The organism is Streptomyces sp. NRRL S-118 (genome assembly GCF_000716335.1).
Taxonomy (GTDB): Bacteria; Actinomycetota; Actinomycetes; order Streptomycetales; family Streptomycetaceae; genus Streptomyces.
The window spans coordinates 635,906-649,221 of record NZ_KL591002.1 but is presented as its reverse complement, the minus strand read 5'-3'; the positions used below and the strand labels follow the sequence as shown (position 1 = coordinate 649,221).

General features: G+C 71.6%; 12 protein-coding genes and 2 tRNA genes. 11 read left to right on the top strand and 3 right to left on the bottom strand.

The window, feature by feature from the left end; translation table 11 throughout:
- The first annotated feature begins 131 nt into the window (after positions 1-131).
- Together IH00_RS0106385 and IH00_RS0106380 are read left to right on the top strand one after the other, a co-directional pair.
- A complete protein-coding gene (locus IH00_RS0106385; RefSeq protein ID WP_031070497.1) occupies positions 132-626 on the top strand; it encodes a ribose-5-phosphate isomerase in 495 nt (164 codons plus the stop codon).
- Positions 626-1,435: an Fpg/Nei family DNA glycosylase gene (locus tag IH00_RS0106380; protein WP_031070495.1), complete on the top strand. Its 810-nt coding sequence runs from the start codon at positions 626-628 to the stop codon at positions 1,433-1,435. The genes IH00_RS0106385 and IH00_RS0106380 overlap by 1 nt, the downstream gene beginning before the upstream one ends.
- Here the strand turns inward: IH00_RS0106380 and IH00_RS0106375 are convergent.
- On the bottom strand, positions 1,423-2,652 hold the full coding sequence (locus IH00_RS0106375; RefSeq protein WP_031070493.1) for a GNAT family N-acetyltransferase: 1,230 nt from the start codon (positions 2,650-2,652) through the stop codon (positions 1,423-1,425). The genes IH00_RS0106380 and IH00_RS0106375 overlap by 13 nt on opposite strands.
- 106 nt (positions 2,653-2,758) lie before the next feature.
- Between IH00_RS0106375 and IH00_RS0106370 the strand changes: the two genes are divergently transcribed.
- Both IH00_RS0106370 and IH00_RS0106365 read left to right on the top strand, forming a co-directional pair.
- On the top strand, positions 2,759-3,904 hold the full coding sequence (locus IH00_RS0106370; protein WP_031070492.1) for a PP2C family protein-serine/threonine phosphatase: 1,146 nt from the start codon (positions 2,759-2,761) through the stop codon (positions 3,902-3,904).
- 89 nt (positions 3,905-3,993) lie between these two features.
- Positions 3,994-4,452 carry an HD domain-containing protein gene (locus IH00_RS0106365; RefSeq protein WP_031070489.1) on the top strand — a complete coding sequence of 153 codons (459 nt, stop codon included), beginning with the start codon at positions 3,994-3,996 and terminating at the stop codon, positions 4,450-4,452.
- Here IH00_RS0106365 and IH00_RS0106360 read toward each other — a convergent pair.
- Positions 4,439-5,596, bottom strand: coding sequence for an acyltransferase family protein (locus IH00_RS0106360; protein ID WP_031070487.1), 1,158 nt, complete (start codon positions 5,594-5,596; stop codon positions 4,439-4,441). The two genes, IH00_RS0106365 and IH00_RS0106360, sit on opposite strands and share 14 nt — an antisense overlap.
- Positions 5,597-5,990: 394 nt before the next feature.
- Between IH00_RS0106360 and IH00_RS0106355 the strand changes: the two genes are divergently transcribed.
- Positions 5,991-6,185, top strand: a complete 195-nt coding sequence (locus IH00_RS0106355) for a hypothetical protein (RefSeq protein ID WP_052411211.1) — start codon at positions 5,991-5,993, stop codon at positions 6,183-6,185.
- A 31-nt stretch (positions 6,186-6,216) separates the two neighbouring features.
- Positions 6,217-8,292 (top strand): protein kinase domain-containing protein, encoded by a 2,076-nt coding sequence (locus IH00_RS0106350; protein WP_031070482.1) that lies wholly within the window; start codon positions 6,217-6,219, stop codon positions 8,290-8,292.
- Between the two features lie 114 nt (positions 8,293-8,406).
- Here IH00_RS0106350 and IH00_RS0106345 read toward each other — a convergent pair.
- Positions 8,407-8,480 (bottom strand) — tRNA-Gly (locus IH00_RS0106345).
- A gap of 129 nt (positions 8,481-8,609) precedes the next feature.
- On the opposite strand from IH00_RS0106345, the gene IH00_RS0106340 reads away from it, so the two are divergent.
- From IH00_RS0106340 to clpX, 5 genes are all read left to right on the top strand, one after another.
- Positions 8,610-8,686: transfer RNA gene (locus IH00_RS0106340), tRNA-Pro, on the top strand.
- Between the two features lie 183 nt (positions 8,687-8,869).
- Positions 8,870-10,255: a trigger factor gene (gene tig / locus IH00_RS0106335; RefSeq protein ID WP_031070480.1), complete on the top strand. Its 1,386-nt coding sequence runs from the start codon at positions 8,870-8,872 to the stop codon at positions 10,253-10,255.
- Between the two features lie 263 nt (positions 10,256-10,518).
- The gene (locus IH00_RS0106330) at positions 10,519-11,136 is read left to right on the top strand and encodes an ATP-dependent Clp protease proteolytic subunit (protein WP_031070477.1); all 618 of its coding nucleotides are present in this window, start codon (positions 10,519-10,521) and stop codon (positions 11,134-11,136) included.
- Between the two features lie 44 nt (positions 11,137-11,180).
- Positions 11,181-11,855, top strand: a complete 675-nt coding sequence (locus tag IH00_RS0106325; protein ID WP_031070475.1) for an ATP-dependent Clp protease proteolytic subunit — start codon at positions 11,181-11,183, stop codon at positions 11,853-11,855.
- 157 nt (positions 11,856-12,012) lie between these two features.
- Positions 12,013-13,296: an ATP-dependent Clp protease ATP-binding subunit ClpX gene (gene clpX / locus IH00_RS0106320; RefSeq protein WP_031070473.1), complete on the top strand. Its 1,284-nt coding sequence runs from the start codon at positions 12,013-12,015 to the stop codon at positions 13,294-13,296.
- Positions 13,297-13,316: the final 20 nt, after the last annotated feature.

The following is a 13,316-nucleotide window of genomic DNA, read 5'->3' as shown; positions in this document are numbered from 1 at the left end:
GGGTTACGAGCCCGTGCATGCAAACACGAGACCCGGACGCACCGAAAGACCCGATTCCGGATCGTGATGCGGCGGCACCCCAGGGGCCCCGCTGACCGGACCCGGCCCGGACCCGTGCCACACTCGGAGCCATGCGCGTGTACCTCGGCTCCGACCATGCCGGTTTCGAACTGAAGAACCACCTCGTCGAGTGGCTCACGGCCCACGGCCACGAGCCCGTCGACTGCGGTCCCCACATCTACGACGCCCAGGACGACTACCCGCCGTTCTGTCTGCGTGCCGCGGAGCGGACCGCCGCCGACCCCGACAGCCTGGGCATCGTCATCGGCGGCTCCGGCAACGGCGAGCAGATCGCCGCCAACAAGGTGAAGGGCGTGCGGGCGGCCCTGGCCTGGAGCGAGCAGACCGCCGCGCTCGGCCGCGAGCACAACAACGCGAACGTCGTCGCCATCGGCGGCCGCATGCACTCCCTGGAGGAATCCACGAAATTCGTGGAGATCTTCCTGAACACGCCGTACTCGGGTGAGGAGCGCCACACCCGCCGCATCGAGATGCTGTCGGCGTACGAGACCACCGGCGAGCTCCCGGCGATCCCGGCCCACCACCCGCAGGAGCCGACCGCCTGATGCCCGAAGGGCACACGATCCACCGACTGGCCGCCGACCACCGGGAACGGTTCGGCGGCCGGTCCGTGCGGGTGACCAGCCCGCAGGGAAAGTTCTCCGACGCCGCCGCACTGCTCGACGGCACGGTGCTGGAGACCGCCGAGGCCCACGGCAAGCACCTCTTCCTCGGCTTCGGGCGCGACACATGGGTGCACATCCACCTCGGCCTGTTCGGCAAGGTCGCCTTCGGCGACGCCCCCGCCCCGCCGCCCACCGACACGGTCCGCCTGCGCATCGCCGGCCCCGCGTCGTGGATGGACCTGCGCGGCCCCACCGCCTGCGCGCTGATCACCGGGCCCGAGAAGCGGGCGGTGCACGACCGGCTCGGCCCCGACCCGCTGCGTGCCGGCGACGACCCGGAGAAGGCGTGGCGGCGGATCTCGAAGAGCCGCACCACCATCGCCGCGCTGCTCATGGACCAGAAGGTCATCGCCGGTGTCGGCAACGTCTACCGCGCCGAGGTGCTCTTCCGGCACGGCATCGACCCCTACCGCGCCGGCAAGGACCTCCGCCGCGACCAGTGGGACGCCCTCTGGGCCGACCTCGTGGCGCTGATGCGCGAGGGCGTGCGCACCAACCGCATCGACACCGTCCGCCCCGAGCACACGCCCGAGGCCATGGGCCGCCCGCCGCGCGTCGACGACCACGGCGGCGAGGTGTACGTCTACCGCCGGGCGAACCTGCCCTGCCACGTCTGCGGGGGCGGGATCCGCACCGCCGGCCTCGCCGCCCGCAACCTCTTCTGGTGCCCCGCCTGTCAGAAGCCGTGAGGCAGCCAGGGCGCGACCGTGGAGCCGAAGGCCAGGGACGCCTCCGCCAGCGCGCCCCGGCGCAGCTCCCGCACCCGGCCCGCGGCCGCTAGCGAGGCGAGGGAGAACCCGCCCAGGTACGCGGCGCCCAGCTCCCGCACCGACAGCGCCAGATCGGGCGCGTCGGTGGTGCGCGAGCAGGTGGCCCCCTTGCTGTCGCCGGACAGCCGCCAACGCCCCTCGTTCCACGGGCAGAAGGCGTCGGCCACCTCCAGCACCACGTCCACCGGCGCCTGGTACGTCCGTGCCTCCAGCGCCGCGCCGACCTCCACCGGCCGTACGAAGAGCCCGTCGCGCGGGCTCACGCCGCAGCGCCGGATGTCCGAGACGAGCAACTGCCAGGCGTCGTCCACCGGACGGTTCCAGAACTGGACGGTCGTCGTCAGGTCGACCTCGAAGAGGTACCGCCACAGCGCGGCGTCCGCCGCCGGGTCCAGCGCCCCGAGGTACCGCAGGGTGATCACCCCGTCGGCGCCGGCCGGCTCCCACCGCGGTTTGTTGGTGTACAGGGCGTACCCCACGACCTCACCGGCCCGCTCGGCCAGCACGCACTGCAGCGGCGAGGCGCCCCCGCGCTCGCCCGGCGGGTCCAGCAGCGGCAGCCGCTCCCAGCCCGGCGCCCGGGCGATCATCCCCGGCCGCTCGCGCACCAGCCGCGCGTACACCGCCTCGCACGCCCCGCTCGCCTCCGCGGGCGGCACGAGCCGTAGCCGTACGTCATCCGTCCCCTCCGGCACGGACAGCCGGACCCGGGTCGTGTCGATTTCCGCGCGCAGCTGCTGGGTCGCGACGCCGTATCCGAAGCGCCCGTAGATGTCGGGTTCGGACGCCGTCAGCACCGCCAGCGGTTCACCCCACGCCCGTACGTCATCGAGCTGGCGCCGCATCATCGAGGTGAGCACACCCCGCCTGCGGTGCGTCGGCGCCACGCTGACCATCGTCACGCCGGCCGCGGGCACCAGCGCGCCGCCCGGCACGGAGATCCGGAACGAGAACGCCCCCGCCGTACCGACGCAGGTCCCTCCGTCCCACGCGCCCAGCGAGCGCTCGGGCTCGGTGAGCGCCTCCCACAGCTCGCGCTCCTCCGGGGCCTCCGCCACGCCGCCGAAGGCGAGTTCCAGCTGCCCGTACCACCGGTCCCACTCGGCCGGCTGGAGTACCCGTAATTGCGTCGTCATATGCCATGCCTAGCAGGCGGCGGGCGCCCGGGGCGACCCAATTTCGAGCGCATTGTCAAGGGGTCCCCCTGCACGCGGGCCGGGCGTGTGGATAGGGTCCAGGCCAATGGCCCGTAGCGCACGAGTGGACGCGTACCCGGCCCGGATGCGGAAGTCGATGCGCCGGGCCCGCATCGCCCTGCGCAAGTCCGGTGTCGACTACTTCCGGGGCGACGGCTCCGACTGGATCGCCCTCGTCGGACTGCTCCTCACCATCCCGGCGATCACCCTGCTCACCATCGCCACACCCGTGTGGGCCTCGCCCGCGGCGCTCGTCCTGCCCATCGTGGCGGGCGGCCTGCTGCTGCGCCCCGCGAGCCTGCTCGGCCTGTACGCGGCGTCCGCCGTGGCGCTGATCGTCGAGTCGATGGTCCTCGGGCCCTACACCGAGGGCGCGGCGCGGGTCACCCCCGGCACGGTGCTGGTGGTCGCCGCGTGCGGACTGTTCGGGCTGCTGCTCGCGCAGTTCCGGGCCCGCGTCGGCGTGCCCTGGCGGCGCGGCGGCACGATGCTCTTCGACCTGCGCGAACGCATCCGGGTGCAGAGCGCCCTGCCGCAGCTGCCCAAGGGCTGGCACCACGAGATGGCGCTGCGCCCCGCCGGCGGCCAGTCCTTCTCCGGCGACTTCGTCGTCGCGGCCCGCACCCACGGAGGCCGCACCCTGGAGGTCGTCCTCACCGACGTGTCCGGCAAGGGCATGGACGCGGGCTCCCGCGCCTTGCTGCTGTCGGGCGCCTTCGGCGGGCTGCTCGGCTCGCTGCCGCCGCACGGCTTCCTCCCGGCCGCCAACGGATACCTGCTGCGCCAGGACTGGCAAGAGGGCTTCGCGACCTCCATCCACCTGGTGCTCGACCTGGACTCCGGCGACTACGAGCTGCTGTCGGCGGGCCACCTGCCCGCGCTCCAGCTGCACGCGGGGAGCGGCCGCTGGGAGGAGAAGGCCGCCGAGGGCCCGCTGCTCGGCGTGTACGACGGTGCCGAGTTCCACCCGGTCAAGGGCTCGCTGCGCCCCGGCGACGTGCTGATGCTGTTCACGGACGGCCTGGTCGAGGCGGCCGACCGGGACATCGCGGAGGGCATCGACCGGCTGACGGGCGAGGCCGACCGCTACGTGGCCTCGGGCTTCGAGGGGTCGGCGTGGCACCTGATCGAGGCGTGCGCCAAGGACGTGAACGACGACCGGGCCCTGCTGCTGATCACCCGCGAGGCATAGGGGGTGCCGCGCCGGTCGTGCCGGGCTCGCGACACCGGGCACTCGCCGGCCCGGCCTCATCGACGACACACCCCTGGGGAGGGGCACGCATGCCGTACGGGACGTACCTGACGCTCGACCAGGTGGAGGCCGTCGCCCGGGAGGCCCACGCCAGCCAGACCGACAAGGCGGGGCGCCCCTACGCCGAGCACCTCGAGGCGGTGGCGCGGGGCGTGCGCGAGCGGGGCGGCAGCGAGGAGCAGATCGCCGCCGCATGGCTGCACGACGCCGTGGAGGACGACCGGCTGACGGCCGAGTGGCTCGCGGCGGCGGCGCTGCCGCAGGGGACCAAGGACATGGTGCTGGCCCTCACGAAGCGGCCCGGCGAGGACCTCGCCGCGTACACCGCCCGCATTCTCGCGGTGCCGGGTGCCCGCCTGGTGAAGGAGGCCGACCTGGCGCACAACGCGGACCCGGGCCGCCTCGCCGTGCTGGACGAGGCGACCCGGGTCCGGTTGACCGCGAAGTACGCGCGGGTGCGGGCCCTGCTGGGCCTCACTCCTTCCTGAACGCCCACCGCATCTCCGGCTCCGTCACGCAGCGCAGGGCCCGCCGCACGGGAGGCGTGCACAGCAGGGTCACCGCAGCGGCGGCGCCCACCGTCGTGGCGACCAGCCCGGCGGGCCCGGTGAGCCAGGGGTGCGCCTCGACGACGTGCCAGTAGTCGAGGGCCTTCACCAGGAAGCCGTGCAGCAGGTAACCGCAGATGGTGCCGGAGCCCAGCACGGTGAACCACGTCCGGCGCCCGGGCACCCAGGCGAGGAACGCCACCGTCAGCAGCAGCGCGCAGCCGAAGAGCCCCAGCGTCATCAGCGGCCCGGTCCACCAGGCGAAGCCCAGGTCCGGGGCGCTGGTGGAGCGGTAGAACCAGTTCATCCGCAGCCGCGGGGCGACCCAGTAGGTGAACGGCGCGGCACCCGCGACCAATGGCACCGCCGCCAGCCGCACCGCGCGCCGGCGCACCCACCGGAAGTGCTCGGGCTTCATGCACAGGCCCAGCACGAAGAACGGCAGGAACTGCAGGATGCGCTGGAGGTCGAGGTCGTCGGCGATGCCCGGCGTGAGCGAGCCGAGGCAGGCGATCACCAGGGCGACGGGCAGCGGGTGGCGCAGGGTGCGCCAGACCGGTGCGGACAGCCGCCAGACGAACAGCGCGATGAGGAACCACGTCAGGTAGAACGGGTCGGTGAGACTGAAGGGGTGCTGGGGGTCGTCGTCCGCCCAGCGCTTGAAGAGCGTGTAGGCCACCTCGAAGACCACGTACGGCACGGCGATGCCGGTGATCAGCCGTCGCACCTGGTGGGGCCGCCCGGTGAAGCTGCGGGAGAAGTAGCCGGAGATCAGGATGAAGGCCGGCATGTGGAAGGTGTAGACGAGCATGTAGAGCGCCCGGGCCGCCCGGCTGCCCTCCATGACGGGCTCCCAGGCGTGTGCCACGGCCACCAGCACGATCGCCAGGTACTTGGCGTTGTCGAAGTACGCCTCCCGGCCCGCGGGGGCCCCGCCGGTCGCGGCCGGCGGCGCGGTCCGCGCCGTGCCCGTCGTCCGCGGGGGTCTGTCGACGGCCGGTGCCTTCCGGCTCGTGCCGGGGGCCTCCGGTTCCCTGGCCGGGGGGAGCGGGGCCCGTTCATTTCCCTGCAGAGCGTGGAACATCTGAGGCACCTTAGTGGCGGCTCCGCGTATTCGTAAAACCCCTGCCAAGGCGCGTCCATTCGAAGACGACACGGCAACCAAGTGCGCGATATGCCCCCATTAATCCGTCTTAAATCGGGCATATTGCCACCGGGTTTCCCTGGATGAATTACCGCCCTCCGCGGTGCGAATTTCCTGTGAGCGCTCCGTGTGTGTGACGAAACCATCACGCTGAACGGTCAGTCCGTTTTTCGCACTCCGGGGGAGATGCCGGTATCGAAATGCCGACGATGCGCCGGACGATGCGTCACCCGGCCGCGATCGGGGGAAGGTTGGTGGCACGATAAGCCGGACGGGGGTCCGCCCACCCCCGGGCCGGCAAAGCGGACCAGACCGACCGAGGGTTGTGATCAGTGTGGCCATTTCACTGTCCGTGGTGCTGCTGTTGGCGATCATCCTCGTGGTGATGATCCGCAGCGGTTCGATCAAAGCCGGACCCGCGATCGTCGCCGCCCTCTTCGGCTTCTTCCTCGCCTCCACGGGCATGGCCGACGACATCCAGCGCTTCCTCAATTCGATAGCGAGCACCATCAACCAGATCAGCTTCTAGCGCGTCCGTCCGGGACAGGGGGAGGGGGACGGTGGTCCTGCACGCCGGGGACCCGGCCGAGGTCGGCGGCTACGCGCTGGAGGCGCGGCTCGGGTCCGGCGGAATGGGGGTCGTCTACCTCGCGCGCTCCGCCTCCGGGCGGCGGCTCGCCGTCAAGGTCGTGCACAGCCAGTACGCCGACGACCCCGAGTTCCGCGGCCGCTTCCGTCAGGAGGTCGCCGCCGCACGCCGGGTCAGCGGCGCGTTCACCGCGCCCGTCGTGGACGCCGACGCCGACGCCGCACGGCCCTGGATGGGCGCCCTCTACATCCCCGCGCCCACGCTCGGCGAGCGCGTCGCCGACCGGGGGCCGCTCCCCCCGGACGACCTGCGCGAGCTGGCTGTCGGACTGGCCGAGGCCCTGCGCGACATCCACCACGCCGGAGTCGTCCACCGCGATCTGAAGCCGGCCAACGTGCTGATGGCCGACGACGGCCCCCGGGTCATCGACTTCGGCATCTCCCGCGCGGCCGGCTCCGAGTCGCTCACCCAGACCGGCCGGATCATGGGCACCCCGCCGTTCATGTCGCCGGAGCAGCTCAGCCGCCCCCGCGAGGCCGGCCCCGCATCCGACACCTTCTCGTTCGGCGCGGTCCTCGCCTTCGCGGCCACCGGTCGCGGCCCCTTCGACAGCGACAGCCCGTACGAGACCGCCATCCGGGTCGTCCAGGGCGAGCCCGACCTCGCGGACGTTCCCGCCGGCCTGCGGCCCCTGGTGGAACGCTGCCTCGCCAAGGCCCCCGAGGACCGCCCCACCCCCGACCAGCTGCTGGCCTGGCTGCGCACGGAGCTCCCGGCGCCCGCACCGCCCCCGGAGCCCGGCCCGCGGCAGCCCGCGCGCGCCCGCCGGCGCCGACGCGCCGCCCTGGCCGCGGGCGGCGCCCTCCTGGCCGGCCTCCTCACCGCCGCGGGCGTCCCGCTGCTCGCCGACGGCGACGAACCCGCCGCGCCGCCGCGCGCCGACCTGCCGGCCGGATGGCACGCCTGGCGCCGTACGCTCGCCCAGCCCGGATCCGTCAGCAACTCGCTGGCCTCCTGCGCCACGGACCGTGCCGCGCTGTACTGCGTCGGCGGCGACCACCGGGCCGTCCGGCTGGATCCGGCCACCGGGAAGGTCCTCTGGAGCCGCCCCTCCGACGCCCGGGAGGCCGTCTCGCCGGCCCGCTCCTCCGGTGACGCGATCGCCGGCACCACCGCCGGGCTGCTGGTGGCCCACAGTGAACGCGCGGCCCGCGGCGACGACCCCGTCCCGTATCTGAGCGCCTACGACACGCGGACCGGCGCCACGCGCTGGAGCGTCCCGGCCGAACACGGCGTCCTCACCAGCGCCGGCGTCTTCGCCGTCGACCGCGGCTGGAAGACCTACCGCCTGATCGGGCTCGCCGACGGCCGGACCCGCTGGACCGCACCCCTGGAGACGGCGGCCGAGGAATGCGGCATCTGGGGCGGCGCCGACCGGCTCCACCTGGTGTGCACGCCTCGCGGCCGGTACCCCGCCACCCGCGTCGCCGAGGTGAACCCCGCCGACGGCCGTGCCACGTGGTCCCGCACCTACCGGGAGCCCCTCGAGCCCGTCGGCGTCCTCGACGGGACCCTGATCCTGACCGCGGCCGTGACCGAAGGCGCCGACGAGGGCTCGTACACCGCCCTGTACACCGTTCACCCGACGACCCGTGCGCTGCGCCGCATCCCGCTGGCCGCGGCCGCCCCCCGACCCCCCGCGCTGGTGGGTGACCGGCTCTACGTGCCGTACGGCAACGGCCGGCTGCGCGCCGTGTCACCCCGCACGGGCAACACGCTGTGGGACGCGATCACCTCGGTGGAGAACGTCTCGCTGCCCGCGGCCGGCCGCGACGGGACCCTCTACGCCACCTCCGGCTCCGGCCGGGTGATCGCCCTGGACCCGGGGACGGGGGCGGAGCGCTGGGTGAGCCGCCGGCCTCAGGCCGACGACGAGCAGTCCTCCAACGGCGACCCACTGCCCGCGCCGCTGCTGATCGGGGACGCGCTGTACGCCTCCGCCGTCAGCGAGGTCGTCTTCTCGCTGGACGTCACCCACCGCGTGTGAGGGGCCCGGACGTCCGGTGCGCCGTACACGCGAGTGCGCGGGAACGGAAGCACTCGGGCGCCGAAACGCCTCCGGCCCGCCCCGGTGCAGCGCATCGGGGCGGGCCGGAGGCCGTGGAGCGGGCGACGGGAATCGAACCCGCGTAGCTAGTTTGGAAGACTAGGGCTCTACCATTGAGCTACGCCCGCATGCAGCGCGCCGCAGGTCGCGAGGGCCGCGGCACGAGGAGCATCGTAGCGGGTCCGGGCCGGTCGCCGCACGCCCGTCAAAGGTGCCGACGCAGCGCCCGCGGCCATGTACCCTACGTGTCGCACCGACGGGGTGTGGCGCAGCTTGGTAGCGCGTCCGCTTTGGGAGCGGAAGGCCGTGGGTTCAAATCCCGCCACCCCGACCAAATACGCGCGCTCCCCGCTCCCGGCGGCCGCCGCGCAACCAAGATCACATTGTGGGCCTCATCCCGCTTGCGGTTACTATGCAAGCTGCGTGCCCGTGTGTCTTCAAGACCGGGCCGATCCGCCGGGCCGCCCGACCGAGCGCCCGGCAGAATCCCAGAATCAGCCACCAAGGAGACCGAACCGTGAAGAGCGCCGTGGAGACCCTGAACCCGACTCGGGTTCGGCTCACTGTCGAGGTGCCCTTCGAGGAGCTCAAGGCCAGCCTCGACGCGGCGTACAAGAAGATCAACCAGCAGGTCACGGTCAAGGGCTTCCGCAAGGGCAAGATCCCGGCCCGGGTGATCGACCAGCGGTTCGGCCGTGGTGCGGTGCTGGAGGAGGCCGTCAACGACGCCCTTCCGAAGCTCTACACCGAGGCGGTCAACGAGGCCGAGCTCAACGTGCTGGGCCAGCCCGACGTGGACATCACCGAGCTGAAGGACGGCGAGCTGCTGGCCTTCACCGCCGAGGTCGACATCCGCCCGGCCATCGAGATCCCGGACTACTCGGGCATCGAGGTCACCGTCGACGCCGTCGAGGTCACCGACGAGGACGTCGAGAAGTCCGTGGAGCAGCTGCGCGAGCGCTTCGCCTCCACCTCCCCGGTGGAGCGCGCCGCCGCCGAGGGCGACGTCGTGACGATCGACCTCGAGGCCAAGGTCGACGGCGAGGTCCTCCCGGACGGCGTCGCCAACGGCGTGTCGTACACGATCGGCTCCGGCGAGCTCCTCGACGGCATCGACGAGGCCGTGACCGGCCTGGAGGCCGGTGGCGAGGCCACCTTCACCTCCACGCTGAAGGGCGGCTCCGCCGAGGGCAAGGAGGCCGAGGTCACCGTCAAGGTCACCCAGGTCGCCGCCCGTGAGCTCCCCGAGCTCGACGACGACTTCGCCCAGATGGCGTCCGAGTTCGACACCCTCGACGAGCTGAAGGCCGACAGCCGCAAGCGCCTCGAGAACATGAAGCAGTTCGACCAGGCCACCCAGGCCCAGGAGCGCGTCCTGGACGAGCTGCTGAAGCTGGCCGAGGTCCCGATCCCCGAGAAGCTCCTCGAGGACGAGGTCAACACCCGCAAGCACAACCTCGAGCACCACCAGCTCGGCCAGATGGGCCTGACCCTCGACAAGTACCTGGAGCTCCAGGGCAAGACCGCCGAGGAGTTCGACGCCGAGACGCGCGAGCAGGCGGTCAAGGGCATCAAGACCCAGTTCATCCTCGACGAGCTGGTCTCGCAGGAGAAGCTCAACGTCAACCAGGAGGAGCTCACCGAGCACCTCATGCGGCGTGCCGCCTCCTCCGGCATGAGCCCCGACCAGTTCGCCAAGGCCGTCGTCGAGGGCGGCCAGGTGCCGATGCTCGTCGGCGAGGTCGCCCGCGGCAAGGCGCTCGCGGTCGTCGTCGAGGCCGCCAAGGTCGTCGACACCAACGGTGAGCCGGTCGAGCTGGACGACGACGAGGACGAGGCCGCGGAGGCCGCCGACGCCGCCGAGGCCGCCACCGAGGCGTCCGAGGACAAGTCCGAGGCCTGAGCCCCGCGCTGAACCCTCCGACGGGCCCGCCCGCACCCCGTGTGCGGCCGGGCCCGTCGCCGTACGGCCGGATGCGCCGGCCACCGGCACCGGACCTTGCGCTCCCAGCGAACAGTTCGGGAAGCGGGATGGTGTTGTCCCACCTGCGCGTTAGGGTCCATGAATACGAGGGCAGGGGAGTACCCGCCCAGGGCAGTTACCCGCCCCGGTTACGAAGACGCTGAGACGGCCGCCGGAGCCGTCAGAGACGAGCAGGTGGATACGTGACGAATCTGAAGCCTTACGCCGCGGGTGAGCCGTCCATCGGTGGCGGCCTCGGCGACCATGTCTACAACCGGCTGCTCGGCGAGCGGATCATCTTCCTCGGCCAGCAGGTCGACGACGAGATCGCCAACAAGATCACCTCGCAGATGCTGCTCCTTGCCGCCGACCCGGACAAGGACATCTACCTGTACATCAACAGCCCGGGTGGTTCGGTGACGGCCGGCATGGCCATCTACGACACCATGCAGTACATCCCGAACGACGTGGTCACCATCGGTATGGGCATGGCGGCCTCCATGGGCCAGTTCCTGCTCACCGGCGGCACCGCCGGCAAGCGCTTCGCGCTGCCCAACACCGACATCCTGATGCACCAGGGCTCCGCCGGCATCGGCGGCACCGCCTCGGACATCAAGATCCAGGCCGAGTACCTTCTCCGCACGAAGAAGCGCATGGCCGAGATCACCGCGCGCCACTCCGGCCAGTCCGTGGAGACCATCATCCGCGACGGCGACCGCGACCGCTGGTTCACGGCCGAGGAGGCCAAGGAGTACGGCCTGATCGACGACATCATGTCCGCCGCCGCGGGCGTGCCGGGCGGTGGCGGCACCGGCGCCTGAGCCGACCCGCACCCCCGCCTCCCAGCCCGCCGAACGTCACCAGGATGGTGAACACCCACATGAGCAACTTCTCCGCGAGCGGCCTCTACACCGGCCCGCAGGTGGACAACCGGTACGTCGTCCCGCGCTTCGTCGAGCGCACCTCGCAGGGCGTGCGCGAGTACGACCCGTACGCGAAGCTGTTCGAGGAGCGCGTGATCTTCCTCGGCGTGCAGATCGACGACGCCTCCGCCAACGACGTCATGGCCCAGCTGCTGTGCCTGGAGTCGATGGACCCGGACCGCGACATCTCCATCTACATCAACAGCCCCGGCGGCTCCTTCACGGCGCTGACGGCCATCTACGACACGATGCAGTTCGTGAAGCCGGACATCCAGACGGTGTGCATGGGCCAGGCGGCGTCCGCCGCGGCCGTGCTGCTCGCCGCCGGTACGCCCGGCAAGCGGATGGCCCTGCCGAACGCCCGTGTGCTGATCCACCAGCCGTCCGGCGGCACCGGCCGTGAGCAGCTCTCCGACCTGGAGATCGCCGCCAACGAGATCCTGCGCATGCGGACGCAGCTGGAGGAGATGCTGGCCAAGCACTCCACCCAGCCGATCGAGAAGATCCGCGACGACATCGAGCGCGACAAGATCCTGACGGCCGAGGACGCCCTGGCGTACGGCCTGGTCGACCAGATCGTGTCGACCCGCAAGAGCACCGCCGCGGCGGCTGCCTGACGCGCTGCCTTTCCCTTGGCACGGCCCCGCACGGCTTCACCTCCGTGCGAACCGTGCCAAGGGGGGCCCGAACGGGGGGCCCGGCAAGGTACCGTCGGATATGAGGCACCAGGAGCAGGCTGAACCAAGCCGCTCCCAGGCGAAGGGGAAGCACCTCGTGGCACGCATCGGTGATGGCGGCGACCTGCTCAAGTGCTCGTTCTGCGGAAAGAGCCAGAAGCAGGTGAAGAAGCTCATCGCAGGCCCCGGTGTGTACATCTGCGACGAGTGCATCGACCTCTGCAACGAGATCATCGAGGAGGAGCTCGCGGAGACCTCCGAGGTGCGGTGGGAGGAACTCCCCAAGCCGCGCGAGATCTACGAGTTCCTGGAGGGGTACGTCGTCGGGCAGGAGCCCGCGAAGAAGGCCCTCTCCGTCGCGGTGTACAACCACTACAAGCGCGTCCAGGCCGGCGAGAACGGCGGCGCGCAGGGCCGGGACGACGCGATCGAACTCGCCAAGTCCAACATCCTGTTGCTGGGCCCCACGGGCTCCGGCAAGACGCTCCTGGCCCAGACACTGGCCCGCATGCTCAACGTCCCGTTCGCCATCGCGGACGCGACGGCGCTCACGGAGGCGGGCTATGTGGGCGAGGACGTCGAGAACATCCTGCTGAAGCTCATCCAGGCCGCCGACTACGACGTCAAGAAGGCCGAGACGGGCATCATCTACATCGACGAGATCGACAAGGTCGCCCGTAAGAGCGAAAACCCGTCCATCACGCGCGATGTGTCCGGCGAGGGCGTCCAGCAGGCGCTCCTGAAGATCCTGGAGGGCACGACCGCCTCGGTCCCGCCGCAGGGCGGCCGCAAGCACCCGCACCAGGAGTTCATCCAGATCGACACGACGAACGTCCTGTTCATCGTGGGCGGTGCCTTCGCCGGCCTGGAGAAGATCATCGAGTCGCGGGCCGGCGCGAAGGGCATCGGCTTCGGCGCGACGATCCGCTCCAAGCGCGAGATCGAGGCCAGCGACCAGTTCCAGGAGGTCATGCCGGAGGACCTCGTCAAGTTCGGCATGATCCCCGAGTTCATCGGGCGCCTGCCCGTCATCACCTCGGTCCACAACCTGGACCGCGAGGCACTGCTGAAGATCCTCGTCGAGCCGCGCAACGCCCTGGTCAAGCAGTACCAGCGCCTCTTCGAACTCGACGGCGTGGAACTGGACTTCGACCGCCCGGCCCTGGAGGCCATCGCGGACCAGGCCATCCTCCGCGGCACCGGCGCGCGCGGCCTGCGCGCCATCATGGAGGAGGTGCTGATGTCGGTGATGTACGAGGTCCCGTCCCGCAAGGACGTCGCCCGCGTCGTCATCACGGAGGACGTCGTGCACAACAACGTCAACCCGACGCTCGTGCCCCGCGTCGTCAAGGACCCGGGCCGCCACGAGAAGTCGGCGTAACCCCGCGAGACCCCGAAGGG

Coding starts and splice junctions, on each gene's coding strand:
- IH00_RS0106380 (WP_031070495.1), top strand. CDS start 626: ATGCCCGAAGGGCACACGATCCACCGACTGGCCGCCGACCACCGGGAA.
- IH00_RS0106365 (WP_031070489.1), top strand. CDS start 3,994: ATGCCGTACGGGACGTACCTGACGCTCGACCAGGTGGAGGCCGTCGCC.
- IH00_RS0106375 (WP_031070493.1), bottom strand. CDS start 2,652: ATGACGACGCAATTACGGGTACTCCAGCCGGCCGAGTGGGACCGGTGG.
- IH00_RS0106370 (WP_031070492.1), top strand. CDS start 2,759: ATGGCCCGTAGCGCACGAGTGGACGCGTACCCGGCCCGGATGCGGAAG.
- IH00_RS0106325 (WP_031070475.1), top strand. CDS start 11,181: ATGGTGAACACCCACATGAGCAACTTCTCCGCGAGCGGCCTCTACACC.
- IH00_RS0106360 (WP_031070487.1), bottom strand. CDS start 5,596: ATGTTCCACGCTCTGCAGGGAAATGAACGGGCCCCGCTCCCCCCGGCC.
- IH00_RS0106385 (WP_031070497.1), top strand. CDS start 132: ATGCGCGTGTACCTCGGCTCCGACCATGCCGGTTTCGAACTGAAGAAC.